General features: G+C 53.5%; 19 protein-coding genes. 15 read left to right on the top strand and 4 right to left on the bottom strand.

The features are described from left to right. Positions 1 to 2: 2 nt before the first annotated feature. Positions 3 to 692 (bottom strand): uracil-DNA glycosylase, encoded by a 690-nt coding sequence (gene ung, locus ACQG2G_RS16255; RefSeq protein WP_061771848.1) that lies wholly within the window; start codon positions 690 to 692, stop codon positions 3 to 5. 314 nt (positions 693 to 1,006) lie between these two features. Here ung and grcA point away from each other — a divergent pair, with 314 nt between their 5' ends. Together grcA and ACQG2G_RS16245 are read left to right on the top strand one after the other, a co-directional pair. Next, the gene (gene grcA / locus ACQG2G_RS16250; RefSeq protein ID WP_013098327.1) at positions 1,007 to 1,390 is read left to right on the top strand and encodes an autonomous glycyl radical cofactor GrcA; all 384 of its coding nucleotides are present in this window, start codon (positions 1,007 to 1,009) and stop codon (positions 1,388 to 1,390) included. Positions 1,391 to 1,516: 126 nt separating this feature from the next. Then, a complete protein-coding gene (locus ACQG2G_RS16245; RefSeq protein ID WP_020686790.1) occupies positions 1,517 to 2,839 on the top strand; it encodes an IS4 family transposase in 1,323 nt (440 codons plus the stop codon). A 29-nt stretch (positions 2,840 to 2,868) separates the two neighbouring features. Here ACQG2G_RS16245 and srmB read toward each other — a convergent pair whose 3' ends face one another. Further along, on the bottom strand, positions 2,869 to 4,197 hold the full coding sequence (gene srmB / locus ACQG2G_RS16240; protein ID WP_061771745.1) for an ATP-dependent RNA helicase SrmB: 1,329 nt from the start codon (positions 4,195 to 4,197) through the stop codon (positions 2,869 to 2,871). A 132-nt stretch (positions 4,198 to 4,329) separates the two neighbouring features. On the opposite strand from srmB, the gene trmN reads away from it, so the two are divergent. After that, positions 4,330 to 5,067 (top strand): tRNA(1)(Val) (adenine(37)-N(6))-methyltransferase TrmN, encoded by a 738-nt coding sequence (trmN, locus tag ACQG2G_RS16235; protein WP_061771744.1) that lies wholly within the window; start codon positions 4,330 to 4,332, stop codon positions 5,065 to 5,067. On the opposite strand, the gene nadB is transcribed toward trmN, so the two are convergent. Beyond that, positions 5,052 to 6,671: an L-aspartate oxidase gene (gene nadB, locus ACQG2G_RS16230; protein ID WP_013098324.1), complete on the bottom strand. Its 1,620-nt coding sequence runs from the start codon at positions 6,669 to 6,671 to the stop codon at positions 5,052 to 5,054. The genes trmN and nadB overlap by 16 nt on opposite strands. 349 nt (positions 6,672 to 7,020) lie before the next feature. Here nadB and rseD point away from each other — a divergent pair, with 349 nt between their 5' ends. The 12 genes from rseD (at position 7,021) to acpS (ending at position 16,473) form a co-directional block, all read left to right on the top strand. Beyond that, the gene (rseD, locus tag ACQG2G_RS16225) at positions 7,021 to 7,101 is read left to right on the top strand and encodes a rpoE leader peptide RseD (RefSeq protein ID WP_225368419.1); all 81 of its coding nucleotides are present in this window, start codon (positions 7,021 to 7,023) and stop codon (positions 7,099 to 7,101) included. Next, entirely contained in the window at positions 7,098 to 7,673 is a 576-nt protein-coding gene (gene rpoE, locus ACQG2G_RS16220; RefSeq protein WP_006176728.1) for an RNA polymerase sigma factor RpoE, read from the top strand. Before rseD ends, rpoE begins: the two co-directional genes overlap by 4 nt. A 31-nt stretch (positions 7,674 to 7,704) precedes the next feature. Further along, positions 7,705 to 8,355 (top strand): anti-sigma-E factor RseA, encoded by a 651-nt coding sequence (rseA, locus tag ACQG2G_RS16215; RefSeq protein WP_023620106.1) that lies wholly within the window; start codon positions 7,705 to 7,707, stop codon positions 8,353 to 8,355. Then, positions 8,355 to 9,308 carry a sigma-E factor regulatory protein RseB gene (rseB, locus tag ACQG2G_RS16210; RefSeq protein WP_013098322.1) on the top strand — a complete coding sequence of 318 codons (954 nt, stop codon included), beginning with the start codon at positions 8,355 to 8,357 and terminating at the stop codon, positions 9,306 to 9,308. Before rseA ends, rseB begins: the two co-directional genes overlap by 1 nt. Then, positions 9,305 to 9,781, top strand: a complete 477-nt coding sequence (gene rseC, locus ACQG2G_RS16205) for a SoxR-reducing system protein RseC (RefSeq protein ID WP_038420411.1) — start codon at positions 9,305 to 9,307, stop codon at positions 9,779 to 9,781. The genes rseB and rseC overlap by 4 nt, the downstream gene beginning before the upstream one ends. A 185-nt stretch (positions 9,782 to 9,966) precedes the next feature. Continuing rightward, complete coding sequence (gene lepA / locus ACQG2G_RS16200) at positions 9,967 to 11,766, top strand: translation elongation factor 4 (RefSeq protein ID WP_013098320.1); 1,800 nt, start codon at positions 9,967 to 9,969, stop codon at positions 11,764 to 11,766. Between the two features lie 15 nt (positions 11,767 to 11,781). Further along, complete coding sequence (lepB, locus tag ACQG2G_RS16195) at positions 11,782 to 12,756, top strand: signal peptidase I (protein WP_013098319.1); 975 nt, start codon at positions 11,782 to 11,784, stop codon at positions 12,754 to 12,756. Between the two features lie 222 nt (positions 12,757 to 12,978). Further along, positions 12,979 to 13,659: a ribonuclease III gene (gene rnc, locus ACQG2G_RS16190; RefSeq protein ID WP_003860711.1), complete on the top strand. Its 681-nt coding sequence runs from the start codon at positions 12,979 to 12,981 to the stop codon at positions 13,657 to 13,659. Beyond that, on the top strand, positions 13,656 to 14,561 hold the full coding sequence (gene era / locus ACQG2G_RS16185; RefSeq protein WP_013098317.1) for a GTPase Era: 906 nt from the start codon (positions 13,656 to 13,658) through the stop codon (positions 14,559 to 14,561). Before rnc ends, era begins: the two co-directional genes overlap by 4 nt. Positions 14,562 to 14,578: 17 nt before the next feature. Then, positions 14,579 to 15,286: a DNA repair protein RecO gene (gene recO / locus ACQG2G_RS16180; RefSeq protein WP_369118621.1), complete on the top strand. Its 708-nt coding sequence runs from the start codon at positions 14,579 to 14,581 to the stop codon at positions 15,284 to 15,286. Between the two features lie 75 nt (positions 15,287 to 15,361). Continuing rightward, positions 15,362 to 16,093 carry a pyridoxine 5'-phosphate synthase gene (gene pdxJ, locus ACQG2G_RS16175; protein ID WP_013098315.1) on the top strand — a complete coding sequence of 244 codons (732 nt, stop codon included), beginning with the start codon at positions 15,362 to 15,364 and terminating at the stop codon, positions 16,091 to 16,093. After that, on the top strand, positions 16,093 to 16,473 hold the full coding sequence (gene acpS / locus ACQG2G_RS16170; protein ID WP_013098314.1) for a holo-ACP synthase: 381 nt from the start codon (positions 16,093 to 16,095) through the stop codon (positions 16,471 to 16,473). Before pdxJ ends, acpS begins: the two co-directional genes overlap by 1 nt. Here the strand turns inward: acpS and ACQG2G_RS16165 are convergent. Next, entirely contained in the window at positions 16,470 to 16,730 is a 261-nt protein-coding gene (locus tag ACQG2G_RS16165) for a YfhL family 4Fe-4S dicluster ferredoxin (RefSeq protein ID WP_008502177.1), read from the bottom strand. The genes acpS and ACQG2G_RS16165 overlap by 4 nt on opposite strands. Positions 16,731 to 16,786 lie beyond the last annotated feature (56 nt).

The raw sequence follows: 16,786 nt of genomic DNA, 5'->3' as shown, positions 1-16,786 counted from the left end.
TCCTACTCGCTTTCTGCCGGTAACACGGGCATCCAGTCAATCGGCGTTTCGCCACGTTTTTCCAGCCACTCATTCGCCAGAACAAAATGATTACAGCCAAAGAAACCACGATGGGCTGACAGCGGAGACGGGTGTGGCGCTTTCAATACGTGATGACGCTGACGGTCAATAATCGCCCCTTTCTTCTGCGCATGCGATCCCCAGAGTAAAAACACTACCCCCTCACGATGTTCATTGATAAGGCTGATGACTTTATCCGTAAAGGTTTCCCACCCAAGGCTGGCGTGAGAGTGCGCCTGACCTGCTCGTACGGTTAAGACAGTATTCAGTAACAGCACGCCCTGGCGCGCCCAGCTTTCCAGATAACCATGATTGGGCCGGGTAAAACCGGGGATCGTTCCTTCAAGCTCTTTATACATGTTCAGCAGAGAAGGGGGGATAGCCACGCCCGGGCGCACGGAGAAGGCCAGCCCATGAGCCTGACCAGGGCCGTGGTAAGGATCCTGACCCAAGATTACGACTTTGACATCGCTCAGTTCGGTATAGCGAAACGCGTTAAATACGTCTTTCTGGGGCGGATAAATCGTCTGGCCAGACTGCCGCTCTGCCGTAACGGTACTGAGAGTGTTGATAAAATAGGGCTGCTGTTTCTCTTCTGCCAGCACATCGTGCCATGTCAGCGGTGTCGTCATCTCGCTCTCCTGCGAATCTCATTCTGCGCCTAGCTTAACCGCTAAATCCTGCGGTGCAAAATTCCATGCGGAAATTAGCCCTAACTCCTTAAATTATGGTTGAAAAATTACAAATTGATTTGAATTGGTAAGGCTGGAAAATTGATCTGAAACAATAAAATCAGACCACACTCTTTGTATGGTTGGTGATTTAGTTGATTTAAATCAATAAATCGCCGTGGTGTGAATGATATATATACACACAAGAAACAATGGTTTTACCAATTGGCCGCGAAAGGCCGACACCAGTTAATGTAGCCTAAGGGAGGCAACACATGATTACAGGTATCCAGATTACTAAAGCTGCAAACGACGATCTGCTCAACTCTTTCTGGCTGCTGGACAGCGAGAAAAACGAAGCACGCTGTGTGGTAGCAAAAGCGGGTTTTGCGGAAGATGAAATTGTTCCAGTTAATAAGCTGGGCGAAATTGAATACCGCGAAATCCCAATGGAAGTGAAACCAGAAGTGCGTGTTGAAGGTGGTCAGCATCTGAACGTGAACGTACTGCGTCGCGAAACGCTGGAAGATGCGGTTAAGCATCCTGAAAAATACCCACAGCTGACTATTCGTGTGTCTGGCTACGCGGTGCGTTTCAACTCCTTGACCCCGGAACAGCAGCGCGACGTTATCGCGCGTACCTTTACTGAAAGCCTGTAAGGTTTTTAGCCACGGGGGTGGAACAAAAAGCCGGGATATTTCCTAATGCCGATCGTTTAAGGATCGGTTGACCGATCCGGTGGCTGGTGTAAAAAGGGTTCATGTTCATCATGGACCCTTTTTTAAATGGAACTTTCACAAGCCCTCGGCATTATCAACGTTACCTCCCCTGAGCACGCCCGTAGCCTCTCGGACCTCATTCCCACTGAATTCATTCAGAAAGCGTTAACGTTGACTGATACTGTCACACTCCGCAAACGCAAACTTCCTCTTGAATCCATGATTTGGCTGGTCGTTGGCATGTCCATTTTCTGCAATCGCCCTATGACCGAGATCGTGAATCTGATGGATATCACTGACAGGACCGGTGAGCCTTTCACCGCCCGCAGCTCAGTTATTCAGCGCCGAAAAACGCTCGGGGAAGATGCTGTGCGGGAACTGTTCGACATTACACAGCGGTACTGGAACCAGCAGGCGGCCCATCCGAAATGGCACGGACTGAATCTGTTTGCTGTGGACGGTGTTGTCTGGCGTACGGCAGACACGCCGGAAAACAGCGCGGCCTTCAGCAGACCCGCAGGGCGAAATGGTACCGGTGGCTATCCGCAGGTCAGGATGGTTTGTCTGATGGAGCTGAGCAGCCATCTGATCAACGCCAGCGCCTTTGACAGCGAGAACGTCAGCGAAATGCGACTGGCAGCGCAGCTGGCAGAAAGAACGCCGGATGAGAGTATCACTTTATTCGATAAAGGATTTTACTCTCCGGGACTGCTTCATCACTGGCAGATGTCCGGAGAAAACCGGCACTGGCTGCTGCCACTGAAAAAAAACACACAATATGAAGTTGTGCGTAAGCTGGGACGTGGCGACGAGCTTGTTGAACTGAAAACCAGCCCACAGGCCCGGAAACAGTGGCCAGCACTCCCGGGGCGGTTCACCGCAAGACTGCTGACCCGAACGGTTGACGGAAAAGAAAAACAGGTTCTGACATCCCTGACAGACCAGAATCGCTACCCTGGCAATGATATCAGCGAGTTATATCGTCACAGGTGGGAAATTGAACTGGGTTACCGGGAAGCGAAGCAGGGAATGATGGACAGCCGCTGGACGTTACGCAGTAAGTTGCCAGAACTGGTGCGACAGGAGTTATGGGGGGTACTGCTGACTTACAACCTGGTGAGATACCAGATGGTAAGGATGGCGTTTGAACTGAAGGGCGATTATCTGCCTTACCAGTTGAGCTTTAGCGGCACAATAAGTGAAATAACCAGGCTTCTGATAACGCTGCCATGGGCCTCACCGGGTAAGATGCCGGGTGAGTTAAGAACGCTGTATGAGAAAGCAAAGTGGCTAGTATTACCGGGAAGAAGAGAGCGAAGTTACCCCCGGGAAGTGAGAATAAAAGCCCAGAAATATCCGGCAAGAAAAAATGCTGATCACCTTAAGTGACCAGCATTAGGATATTTCCCGGCTTTTTTTTACTCTTCAGTTTTCGCTTCTGACGCAGTACCGCTTGGCTTACGGCGTTTACCAATATTCTTGGTATCGCGATGACGCTGCTTCACGCGCGGCTTCTCTTTTTCTTTCTCTTTTCTCTCCGCACGTTTCGCCAGTGCTTTTTTAGACGGTTTGCCCGTCATTTTTTCACTCGGTGCACGCGTGGTTGGGCGCAGGCCATCGACAACGCGGGATTTCAGCGGCTCGTCGATATAGCGACCAATTTTCTGCAGCAGCAGATGGTCGTGCGCTTCAACCAGGGAGATCGCTGTACCTTTACGCCCGGCGCGGCCGGTACGGCCGATGCGGTGCAGATAGGTATCACCGCTGCGCGGCATATCGAAGTTGATCACGTGGCTGACGTCCGGAATGTCAATCCCGCGAGCAGCAACATCTGTTGCCACCAGCACGTTAACGCGGCCATCGGTCAGACGCTTAATGCCTTCGGTACGTTTGATCTGTGCCATCTCGCCTTCGAGGTAACAGTTGTTAATCCCGGCATTACGCAGCATTTCAGCCAGCTCGTGCACACGCTCGCGCTTACGCACAAAGACGATAGTGCGGGTGGCCTCTTCCTGCTTCAGCAGGTGCTTGAGCAATTCAACCTTGTGCTCAAGGTTGTCCGCGCGATAGTACCACTGATGGATCTTCTTGCGTTCACGGGTAGAAGGCGTTGCCGACACTTCCACCGGATCTTCCAGCAGGCGCTCTGCGAAGTCTTTGATCGCGTCCCCTTCGAGGGTGGCAGAGAAGAGCAGTGTCTGATTGCGCCAGCGCGTCTCGCCGGCGATGTGTTCGATATCCTGCGCGAAGCCCATGTCCAGCATACGGTCGGCTTCGTCCAGAATCAGGGTTTCTACCGCGCGGCAGTCAAAGTTCTCTTCTTTAATGTATTGCAGCAGACGGCCTGTCGTCGCAACGACGATATCCTGGTTTTCGCTGAACACTTCGGCGTGGTTCATATACGCAACGCCGCCGGTGATTGTGGCGATATCCAGATGGGTATTCGCTGCCAGCTCGCGTGCGTGATCGGCAACCTGCATAGCCAGTTCACGGGTAGGCGTCAGGATCAGAATACGCGGCGGGCCTGATTTTTTACGAGGAAAATCGAGCAGGTGCTGCAACACAGGCAGCAAGTAGGCTGCTGTTTTCCCCGTGCCGGTTGGCGCAGAACCGAGCACATCGCGGCCCTCAAGCGCAGGCGGAATGGCCGCTGCCTGAATGGCGGTCGGGCGTGTAAAGCCTTTGCTCTCAAGTGCATTGAGCAGGCTTTCATCGAGTTCAAGTTCGGAAAAAGTCGTTACAGTCATGTTCTACCTCTGTGTGGGGCGCTGATTATAGACGTTACGGCTGTAATCTTCATCTGTTTGTATGGATATCGCTTTTCGGCCACTTCGCTTTCCCCTATGCTACTCCAGTTTCACTTAGAAGGTTGCTCTGACATGTCTCAACTCAAAGCGCAATTGCGCCGCGATGGTTTTACGTTTAAACAATTTTTTGTTGCTCACGATCGCTGTGCCATGAAAGTCGGTACAGACGGTATTCTACTGGGAGCGTGGGCGCCTGTCGCAGGGGTTAAGCGCATTCTGGATATTGGCACCGGCAGTGGTCTGCTGGCATTAATGCTGGCTCAGCGCACGGATGAACATGTCACCATTGATGCGGTTGAACTGGATGCACAGGCAGCAGGGCAGGCGAGTGAAAATGCGCTCGAATCCCCCTGGGCAACCCGAATAAAAGTTGAATGCGCGGACGTACTGGCCTGGGCACCAGAGCAAACGGCGCGTTACGATTTGATCGTCAGTAACCCTCCCTACTACGCGCCCGGCGTGGAGTGCGGTACGCCTGAGCGCGAACAGGCTCGCTATACCGGTTCGCTCGATCATAAAGCCCTGTTAACCAGCGCGGTGAATTTAATTTCCGAAGAAGGGTTCTTCTGCGTGGTTCTTCCCGAAAGCACCGGCAATACCTTTATTGAGATCGCACGGGAGATGGGCTGGAACTTACGGCTGCGTACCGATATCTCGGATACGGAAGGGCGTTTACCACACCGGGTCTTGCTGGCGCTTTCGCCAAAAGAGGGTGAATGTTTTAACGACAGGATGGTTATCCGTGGGCCAGACCAGCGTTACTCCGAAGATTACACTGCGCTGACCCAGGCATTTTATCTGTTTATGTGACGCTGCGGGGAGAGAACCGACGGGCCAGATTCAGGCAGCGTGTCGGGATAGTCCAGGGTGTAATGTAAACCCCGACTCTCTTTACGCATCATCGCGCAGCGAACAATCAACTCGGCAACCTGCACCAGGTTACGCAGCTCCAGCAGATTGTTGGAAACGCGGAAATTGGCATAATACTCATCAATTTCCTGCTGCAGCATGGTGATACGGCGTAAGGCTCGCTCAAGACGCTTCGTCGTGCGTACAATGCCAACGTAGTCCCACATAAATAGCCGAAGCTCATGCCAGTTATGCTGGATCACAACCAGCTCATCCGGGTTTTCCACGCGGCTCTCATCCCAGGCCGGTAAGTGCTCTGCGTGACGGGCATACGGCATGCGTTTGGTTATATCCACCGCTGCGGACCAGCCGTAAACCAGACACTCCAGCAACGAGTTGGATGCCATGCGGTTCGCGCCATGCAGCCCGGTATAGCTCACCTCGCCGATGGCATACAGACCATCCACGTCCGTACGGCCATGATCGTCAACCATGACGCCACCACAGGTATAGTGAGCGGCTGGCACAATCGGTACCGGGTCACGCGTCAGATCAATCCCAAGGCTGAGCAGCTTTTCATAAATCATCGGGAAATGCTGACGGACAAACTCTGCCGGTTTGTGGCTGATATCCAGATACATGCAATCCACGCCAAGACGTTTCATCTCGTGATCGATAGCGCGGGCGACGATATCACGCGGCGCGAGCTCGCCTCGCGGGTCAAAGTCCGGCATAAAACGTGAGCCGTCCGGTCGTTTCAGATACGCGCCTTCACCACGCAGGGCTTCCGTCAGCAGGAAATTGCGCGCCTGCGGATGGAACAGTGCGGTTGGATGAAACTGGTTGAACTCAAGATTGGCAACACGACACCCGGCGCGCCAGGCCATGGCGATACCATCACCAGAGGCAATGTCCGGGTTGGTGGTGTATTGATATACTTTGGAGGCGCCACCTGTTGCCAGCACCACGGCTTTCGCCTGACAGGTTTCGACCTTTTCTTTGTTACGATTCCAGACCCAGGCTCCCACCACCCGGCGCGTGCCTGGCAGGCCGATTTTGTCAGAAATAATCAGGTCAACGGCATTACTGCGCTCAAGCACCCGAATGTTAGGATGGCTGAGCGCCTTGCTGACCAGGGTGGTTTCCACCGCTTTACCGGTGGCATCTGCAGCGTGCAGGATCCGGCGGTGGCTGTGTCCGCCTTCGCGGGTAAGGTGGTAACTCTCTTCGCCGTTTGGCTGAACCTGAGTATCAAACAGTACACCCTGGTCAATAAGCCACTGGACGCAGTGACGCGCATTGCTGGCGACAAATTCCGCAGCATGTTCATCGACGATCCCGGCTCCGGCAATCAACGTATCTTCGACGTGTGACGCAATGCTGTCTGTTTCATCAAACACGGCGGCAATTCCGCCCTGGGCATAAAATGTGGAGCCTTCGCTCATCGGTCCTTTACTCAGAACAATTACGCTCTGATGCTCAGCCAGACGCAGCGCCAGCGAGAGTCCTGCCGCACCGCTACCGATGATCAGTACATCACAATGTAGTTCAGGTGTTGTGTTCATGATTTTTGTTTAATTTACTAAACAGTGTTTGGGCAGAATAGCACCTCAGTGCGAGATATCGCACGTTTTTTTTATTCTCAGTTGCAGTGACTAAACGCGCATGCGCGGATTTCCGGCATGTAAAAGAAGGAAAATATTTTGCGAAGCAGGTCGTTAGCGTCAGATTTTGTGGTGAAATAAAGCCTGGGTTGCGTTACTCTTCTGACCGGATAAGAGATGTTTGAAGTCAGAAAGTGGGTATGTATCGTGAACAGACTTATAATGAGAGAAAATAAACAGTCTGTGACGCGATGAACAAAAACAAAGGCGTTGCGGAACTTATTGAAGAACAGACACTCCAACTCGGTGCTTGCTCAAAAGTGCGGGATTTGTAGAGTGGCGTTTCGATAACGCGTGGAATTTTGGTTTGGGGAGACATTACCTCGGATGAGCGAGCAGTTAACGGACCAGGTCCTGGTTGAACGGGTCCAGAAGGGAGATCAGAAAGCCTTTAACCTACTGGTGGTGCGCTACCAGCATAAGGTGGCGAGTCTGGTTTCCCGCTATGTACCGTCAGGTGATGTGCCTGATGTTGTACAAGAGTCTTTTATTAAGGCCTATCGCGCGCTGGACTCGTTCCGGGGAGATAGTGCTTTTTATACCTGGCTGTACCGTATTGCGGTCAATACGGCAAAGAATTATCTGGTCGCTCAGGGCCGTCGTCCGCCTTCAAGTGATGTGGACGCAATCGACGCTGAAAACTTCGAAAGTGGCGGTGCGCTGAAAGAAATTTCGAACCCTGAGAACTTAATGTTGTCAGAAGAACTGAGACAAATTGTTTTTCGCACGATCGAGTCGCTCCCGGAAGATTTACGCATGGCAATTACGTTACGGGAGCTTGATGGTCTGAGCTATGAAGAGATAGCCGCTATCATGGATTGTCCGGTCGGCACGGTACGTTCACGAATTTTCCGTGCGCGAGAAGCTATTGATAATAAAGTTCAACCGCTTATCAGGCGTTGACGATAGCGGGATACTGGAAAAGGTATTAGGCATGCAGAAAGAAAAACTTTCCGCTTTAATGGATGGTGAAACGCTGGATAGTGAGCTGCTCAACGAGTTGTCTCATTCTCCCGAAATGCAAGAGACCTGGGAGAGTTACCATCTCATCCGTGACACCCTTCGTGGTGACACCAGCGAGGTTATCCATTTCGATATCTCAGCCCGCGTGATGGCGGCTATTGAGAATGAGCCTGTTCATCAGACCACTCCGCTGATTCCTGAAGCTCAACCTGCACCACACCAGTGGCAGAAAATGCCGTTCTGGCAGAAGGTGCGTCCGTGGGCCAGTCAACTTACCCAAATGGGTGTGGCGGCATGCGTATCGCTTGCAGTTATCGTTGGCGTCCAGCACTATAATACTCAGTCTGAAACTAATCAGCAGCCAGAAGCGCCAGTGTTCAATACACTGCCGATGATGGGCAAAGCCAGCCCGGTAAGTTTGGGTGTACCGGCTGATGCCTCCGCCAGTGGCGGTCAGCAACAGCAGGTTCAGGAGCAGCGCCGTCGCATTAATGCGATGTTGCAGGATTATGAGTTGCAGCGTCGTCTGCACTCAGAACAGCTTCAGTTTGAGCAGGCACAAACCCAGCAGGCTGCTGTGCAGGTGCCAGGAAACCAAACTTTAGGAACGCAATCGCAGTAATGAAGCAACTTTGGTTCGCCATGTCTCTGATGGCGGGTAGCCTGTTCTTCTCTGCCAACGCCTCGGCTGATGTTTCATCCGGGGCGTTGTTGCAGCAAATGAATCTGGCCAGCCAGTCACTCAATTACGAGTTGGCATTTATCAGCATCAATAAGCAGGGCGTCGAGTCGTTACGCTATCGCCACGCCCGTCTTGATAATCAGCCGCTCGCGCAACTTTTACAGATGGATGGCCCGCGTCGGGAAGTGGTTCAGCGTGGTAACGAAATCAGCTATTTCGAGCCAGGCCTGGAGCCTTTTACCCTCAATGGCGACTATATCGTTGATTCTCTGCCATCGCTCATCTACACCGACTTCAAGCGCCTTGCCCCTTACTACGATTTTATTTCGGTAGGGCGTACGCGCATCGCTGACAGATTGTGTGAAGTGATCCGCGTTGTCGCCCGCGACGGGACGCGTTACAGCTACATTGTCTGGATTGATGCCGAAACCAAGCTTCCAATGCGTGTAGACCTGCTTGATCGCGATGGCGAAACGCTGGAACAGTTCCGCGTTATCTCCTTTAGCGTTAATAATCAGGTGGGTAATAGCATGCAGAATCTGGCGAAAGCCAGCTTGCCGCCGCTGCTCTCCGTTCCGGCGGGAGATTCCGTGAATTTCAACTGGGTTCCTTCCTGGATCCCGCAAGGCTTTACGGAAGTATCAAGCAGCCGCCGACAACTGCCTACCATTGAAACGCCGGTTGAATCGCGCCTTTACTCCGATGGCTTGTTCAGCTTCTCGGTGAACATCAATCGCGCGACGGCAAACAGTGCCGAACAAATGCTGCGTACCGGACGTCGAACAGTCAGTACCACGGTACGCGACAACGCGGAGATCACCATCGTCGGCGAATTACCCCCGCAAACGGCGAAGCGTATTTCTGACAGCATCAAATTCAGGGCTGCACAATGATTAAAGAGTGGGCTACGGTTGTATCATGGCAGGACGGTGTTGCGCTGGTAAGCTGTGATGTAAAGGCCTCCTGTAACAGTTGTGCATCCCGGGCGGGTTGCGGCAGCCGCGTGCTAAATAAGCTCGGGCCGCAAACCTCGCACACGCTTTCCGTGCCAAGTGAGCAACCGCTGGTGGCAGGACAGAAGGTGGAACTGGGTATTGCCGAAGGCAGCCTGTTGGGTTCCGCAATGCTGGTTTATCTCTCCCCGCTGGTGGGGCTCTTTGTGATGGGCGGCGTGTTTCAGATGCTGTTTGGTACCGATGCGGCGGCTATGTGCGGCGCTGCATTGGGAGGTGTGGGTGGTTTCTGGCTTGCCAAAGGTTTCTCCCCAAGGCTCGCAGCCCGCGAAGCGTGGCAGCCTGTTATTCTCAGCGTAGGGCTGGCACCAGACCAACTTCGTGTTGAGACGCTCTCCTCTGAGGCCCGGTGATCCATCGGGCTTTATCATCATTTACATCTTAAAAAAGAAAACGCCATTTCTTCACGCTATACCTGGCGCTAAGTGCATTTCCAGGTAACGGAGATGTAGTGTAGAATGCTGCGTTTTCGCACTGAAAAACGTCAGGCTAAGAACAGCGGCCTCCAGGAATTCGTAAGGCATAATTATTTAACTATATGAAGAACATACGTAACTTTTCGATCATTGCTCACATTGACCACGGTAAGTCGACGCTGTCTGACCGTATTATCCAGATTTGCGGTGGCCTGTCTGATCGTGAAATGGAAGCCCAGGTTCTGGACTCCATGGACCTGGAACGCGAACGTGGTATCACCATTAAAGCACAGAGCGTCACGCTCGATTACAAGGCGGCTGATGGTGAAACCTACCAACTGAACTTTATCGACACCCCAGGCCACGTTGACTTCTCCTATGAAGTTTCTCGCTCGCTGGCAGCCTGTGAAGGCGCGCTGCTGGTGGTGGATGCGGGGCAGGGCGTAGAAGCCCAGACCCTGGCAAACTGCTACACGGCGATGGAAATGGATCTCGAGGTGGTGCCGGTTCTGAACAAGATCGACCTGCCAGCCGCTGACCCTGAGCGCGTGGCGGAAGAGATTGAAGATATCGTCGGAATTGACGCGACCGATGCCGTGCGTTGCTCGGCCAAAACCGGCGTGGGCGTTACCGATGTGCTGGAACGCCTGGTGCGTGATATTCCGCCACCAGAAGGTGACCCGGATGCCCCACTGCAGGCGCTGATTATCGACTCATGGTTCGATAACTATCTGGGCGTTGTCTCGCTGGTGCGTATTAAAAACGGCACCATGCGTAAAGGCGACAAAATTAAGGTGATGAGTACCGGCCAGGTCTATAACGCAGACCGTCTCGGGATCTTCACACCAAAACAGGTTGACCGTACCGAGCTGAAATGCGGCGAGGTGGGTTGGCTGGTCTGTGCCATTAAAGACATTCTCGGTGCGCCAGTGGGCGATACCCTGACCGGCGCGCGTAACCCGGCAGAAAAAGCGCTGCCAGGCTTTAAAAAGGTGAAACCACAGGTTTATGCCGGCCTGTTCCCGGTCAGCTCTGACGACTACGAGAACTTCCGTGATGCGCTCGGCAAGCTGAGCCTGAACGATGCCTCGCTGTTCTACGAGCCAGAAAGCTCCACGGCGCTCGGCTTCGGCTTCCGCTGCGGCTTCCTTGGTCTGCTGCACATGGAGATCATTCAGGAACGTCTGGAGCGTGAATACGATCTGGATCTTATCACCACCGCGCCGACCGTAGTGTACGAAGTGCAGACCACCAACAAAGAGATCGTCTACGTCGACAGCCCGTCCAAGCTGCCGCCGCTGAACAACATTGATGAGTTGCGTGAGCCTATCGCAGAGTGTCATATGCTGCTGCCGCAGGAATATCTGGGTAACGTTATCACGCTGTGCGTGGAGAAACGTGGCGTTCAGACCAACATGGTTTACCACGGTAACCAGGTCGCGCTGACCTACGAAATCCCAATGGCGGAAGTGGTTCTCGACTTCTTCGACCGTCTGAAGTCTACGTCTCGTGGCTATGCGTCACTGGATTACAACTTCAAACGCTTCCAGGCTTCGAACATGGTACGTGTGGACGTGCTGATCAACGGCGAACGTGTTGATGCGCTGGCCCTGATCACCCACAACGACAATGCGCCGTACCGTGGCCGTGAGCTGGTTGAGAAGATGAAAGATCTGATCCCGCGTCAGCAGTTTGATATCGCGATTCAGGCGGCCATCGGCAACCACATTATTGCCCGCTCTACCGTGAAACAACTGCGTAAAAACGTTCTGGCGAAATGCTATGGCGGTGACGTCAGCCGTAAGAAAAAACTGCTCCAGAAGCAGAAAGAAGGTAAGAAGCGTATGAAGCAGGTCGGTAACGTCGAACTGCCGCAGGAAGCATTCCTTGCCATTCTGCATGTTGGTAAAGACGGCAAATAACCCTAAGGAGTTGGCATGGCGAACATGTTTGCCCTGATTCTGGTCATCGCTACCCTGGTGACAGGTCTGTTGTGGTGTCTGGATAAGTTTATTTTCGCCCCAAAACGCCGTGAACGTCAGGCTGCCGCGCAGGCAGCCACAGGTGATGGGCTTGATGCGAAAACCCTGAAGAAAGTTGGCCCGAAACCGGGCTGGCTGGAGACCGGGGCATCGGTATTCCCGGTGCTGGCGATTGTGCTGGTGGTGCGTTCGTTTATTTACGAGCCGTTCCAGATCCCGTCAGGCTCCATGATGCCAACGCTGCTGATTGGTGATTTTATTCTGGTCGAGAAGTTTGCCTATGGCATTAAAGATCCGATCTACCAGAAAACGCTGATCGAAACGGGCCATCCGAAACGTGGCGACATTGTGGTGTTTAAATACCCGGACGATCCACGCCTTGACTACATCAAGCGCGCGGTGGGTCTGCCGGGTGATAAAGTCACCTACGATCCGGTTGCCAAAGAAGTGACCGTTCAGCCTGGCTGCAGCTCCGGTACCGCGTGTGAAAACGCGCTGCCAATCACCTACTCAAACGTTGAGCCAAGTGATTTTGTGCAGACCTTTGCCCGTCGTAACGGCGGCGAAGCGACCAACGGTTTCTTCCAGGTGCCGAAAGATGAAACCAAAGAGAACGGTATTCGTCTGGTCGAACGTAAAGAGACGCTGGGTGATGTGACGCACCGGATCCTGACCGTGCCAATTGCGCAGGATCAGGTCGGGATGTATTACAAACAGCCTGGTCAGCAACTGGCCACCTGGATCGTACCGCCGGGACAGTACTTCATGATGGGCGATAACCGCGATAACTCTGCGGACAGCCGTTACTGGGGCTTTGTGCCGGAAGCGAATCTGGTGGGTAAAGCAACCGCAATCTGGATGAGTTTCGAGAAACAGGAAGGCGAATGGCCGACCGGGGTACGCCTGAATCGTATTGGCGGGATCCATTAATTCTCAATAATTGAACACGTAGTCGCTTTAATTAGCGGCTACGTGAATTATTTCAGCGATAAATCTCTTCGAACTAACGACATCCCCTGTCGTTGTGTATAGAATATTCCCCCGAAGTTTAAGGTTGGCCCTGCAAGGGTGCCACGGCACACGAAACCGCGTTGGTTTTCTCAGGTCGGTTTCGTGTGCTGCATTTTTGACGCATTCATTTATTGGTATCGCATGAACCCCATCGTAATTAATCGGCTTCAACGGAAGCTGGGCTACACTTTTCATCATCAGGAGCTGTTGCAACAGGCATTAACCCATCGCAGTGCCAGCAGCAAACACAATGAGCGCCTCGAATTTTTAGGTGACTCTATTTTGAGTTTCGTGATTGCTAATGCGCTTTATCATCGTTTCCCGCGTGTGGATGAAGGTGATATGAGCCGCATGCGCGCCACGCTGGTACGGGGTAACACCCTTGCGGAAATCGCACGCGAATTTGAACTGGGCGAATGTCTGCGTCTTGGACCGGGTGAACTGAAAAGCGGCGGCTTCCGTCGTGAATCTATTCTTGCCGATACGGTTGAAGCATTAATCGGTGGCGTGTTCCTGGACAGCGATATCCAGACCGTAGAAAAACTGATCCTGAACTGGTATCAGACCCGTCTGGATGAAATCAGTCCGGGCGATAAACAAAAAGATCCGAAAACGCGTTTGCAGGAATATTTGCAGGGTCGTCACCTCCCGCTGCCATCTTATCTGGTGGTGCAGGTGCGTGGTGAAGCGCACGATCAGGAATTTACCATCCATTGCCAGGTCAGTGGCCTGAGTGAACCGGTGGTGGGCACAGGTTCAAGCCGTCGTAAGGCTGAACAGGCTGCCGCCGAACAGGCGTTAAAAATGCTGGAGCTGGAATGAGCGAAGAAAAAACCTATTGCGGATTTATTGCCATCGTCGGACGTCCGAACGTGGGTAAATCCACCCTGCTGAATAATCTGCTTGGGCAGAAGATTTCGATCACCTCGCGTAAGGCACAGACCACGCGTCACCGCATTGTCGGTATCCATACTGAAGGCGCGTATCAGGCGATCTACGTCGATACCCCTGGCCTGCACATGGAAGAGAAGCGTGCCATTAACCGCCTGATGAACAAAGCGGCGAGCAGCTCGATTGGTGACGTGGAGCTGGTTATTTTCGTTGTGGAAGGCACCCGCTGGACGCCGGACGACGAAATGGTCCTGAACAAGCTGCGTGACGGTAAAACGCCGGTGATCCTCGCGGTCAACAAAGTGGATAACGTACAGGAAAAAGCCGATCTGCTGCCGCACCTGCAGTGGCTGGGTAGCCAGATGAACTTCCTCGACATCGTTCCGCTGTCTGCAGAGACCGGTCTGAACGTGGATACCATCGCCGGTATCGTGCGTAAGCATCTGCCGGAAGCGACTCACCACTTCCCGGAAGATTACATCACCGATCGTTCTCAGCGCTTTATGGCTTCTGAAATCATCCGCGAAAAGCTGATGCGTTTCCTTGGCGCAGAATTGCCGTACTCCGTGACGGTCGAGATCGAGCGTTTCCAGAGTAACGAGCGTGGCGGTTACGACATCAATGGCCTGATCCTCGTTGAGCGTGAAGGGCAGAAGAAGATGGTCATTGGCAACAAAGGCGCCAAGATCAAAACCATCGGTATCGAAGCCCGTAAAGACATGCAGGAGATGTTTGAAGCACCGGTTCACCTGGAGCTGTGGGTGAAAGTGAAATCTGGCTGGGCCGATGATGAGCGTGCTCTGCGCAGCCTCGGTTACGGCGAAGATCAGTAAACCAAGACGACGCGCAAATGGAAGGCTGGCAGCGCGCTTTTGTTCTGCATAGTCGTCCCTGGAGCGAAACCAGCCTGATGCTGGACGTCTTCACGGAAGAGTCGGGTCGCGTGCGCCTTGCTGCAAAAGGCGCACGTTCCAAACGTTCCAACCTCAAAGGCGCCTTACAGCCCTTTACGCCGCTGCTGGTCCGCTTTGGCGGGCGAGGGGAAGTCAAAACCCTGCGCAGCGCTGAAGCCGTCTCTCTGGCGCTTCCCCTTTCTGGCATCACGCTTTACAGCGGTCTGTACGTCAATGAACTCATTTCACGCGTTCTTGAACATGAGACTCGCTTCTCTGAACTTTTCTTCGATTATCTGCACTGTATCCAGGCCCTTGCTGGCGCAACCGGTTCGCCTGAACCCGCCCTGCGCCGTTTCGAGCTGGCGCTGCTGGGTCACCTGGGATATGGCGTCGATTTTCTGCATTGTGCGGGGAGTGGAGACGAGGTCGAAGACGGGATGACCTACCGGTATCGGGAAGAAAAAGGGTTTATCGCCAGCGTCGTGATTGATAACAACACCTTTACCGGACGCCAGCTCCGGGCGCTGTATGAGCGCGAATTTCCGGACCAGGATACCCTTCGTGCTGCAAAACGCTTTACCCGGATTGCGCTCAAGCCGTATCTTGGGGGCAAACCCCTGAAGAGCCGCGAATTGTTCAGGCAGTTTATGCCGAAACGTTAACGTTTTATCCCTCACCCCAGCCCTCTTACGGAGGGAGAGAGGGAAGGAAAATGAATCAAAATACCGAGGATTGTCATGGCTGAATTACTGTTAGGCGTCAACATCGATCACATCGCCACGCTGCGTAATGCTCGCGGCACGGCTTATCCCGATCCGGTTCAGGCGGCGTTTATCGCTGAGCAGGCTGGCGCCGATGGCATTACCGTTCATCTGCGCGAAGACCGCCGCCACATCACTGACCGTGACGTGCGTATTCTGCGACAGACGCTGGATACCCGGATGAACCTGGAGATGGCGGTCACGGAAGAGATGCTGACGATTGCCTGTGACACCAAACCGCATTTCTGCTGCCTGGTACCGGAAAAGCGTCAGGAAGTGACCACCGAAGGCGGTCTGGACGTGGCGGGGCAGCGTGACAAAATGCGCGATGCCTGCAAACGCCTGGCGGACGCGGGTATCCTGGTTTCTCTGTTCATTGACGCTGATGCGGAGCAGATCAAAGCGGCGGCTGACGTGGGCGCACCGTATATTGAAATTCACACCGGCTGCTACGCCGATGCCAAAAACGATGCCGAGCAGGCTAAAGAGCTGGAGCGTATCGCGAAAGCGGCTACTTACGCCGCGAGCCTGGGTCTGAAGGTTAACGCAGGGCATGGGCTGACCTACCACAACGTTAAAGCCATCGCCGCCCTGCCGGAAATGCATGAGCTGAACATCGGCCACGCCATTATTGGCCGTGCGGTGATGAGTGGCCTGAAAGAGGCGGTTTCAGAAATGAAACGCCTGATGCTGGAAGCGCGTCAGTAATGGCTATTCTGGGCTTAGGTACCGACATCGTCGAGATAGCCCGCATTGAAGCGGTGATCGCCCGTAGTGGCGATCGCCTGGCAAGGCGCGTGCTGAGCGATAACGAATGGGCCATCTGGGAAGCGCATCAGCAGCCGGTACGTTTCCTGGCCAAGCGCTTTGCCGTTAAAGAGGCAGCGGCCAAAGCCTTTGGCACCGGTATTCGTAACGGTCTGGCGTTTAACCAGTTTGAAGTGTTTAACGATGAGCTGGGTAAGCCGCGCCTGCGTTTATGGGGCGAGGCGTTGAAGCTGGCAGAGAAACTCGGCGTGGCGCACATGCACGTGACAATCGCGGATGAACGGCACTATGCCAGCGCAACGGTGATTATCGAGAGTTAAAGTTTGTCCGCGTGATGCATCAGGACAAACTTATCCCACAGCTGCTCTTCGCTTTCGACGTGTGCCGGATCCTTCAGGATGGTATTGGGGATCGGGCACACCTTCTGGCAGGTCGGCGTTTCATAGTGGCCAATGCACTCGGTGCAACGGTCGCTGTTAATCTCATAAATGCTGTCGCCCATCGAAATGGCCTGGTTAGGGCATTCCGGTTCGCACATATCGCAGTTGATGCATTTTTTGGTGATTAACAGCGCCATCAGGAAATTCTCAGAAACAACACAAACAGGGCGGGCATTATACGCTCATTCGTTGT

It is taken from the genome of Enterobacter cloacae complex sp. 382A5 (assembly GCF_050031095.1).
Classification (GTDB): Bacteria; Pseudomonadota; Gammaproteobacteria; order Enterobacterales; family Enterobacteriaceae; genus Enterobacter; species Enterobacter cloacae.
The sequence above is the reverse complement of the archived record's forward strand: the minus strand, read 5'-3'. Positions and strand labels throughout refer to the sequence as shown.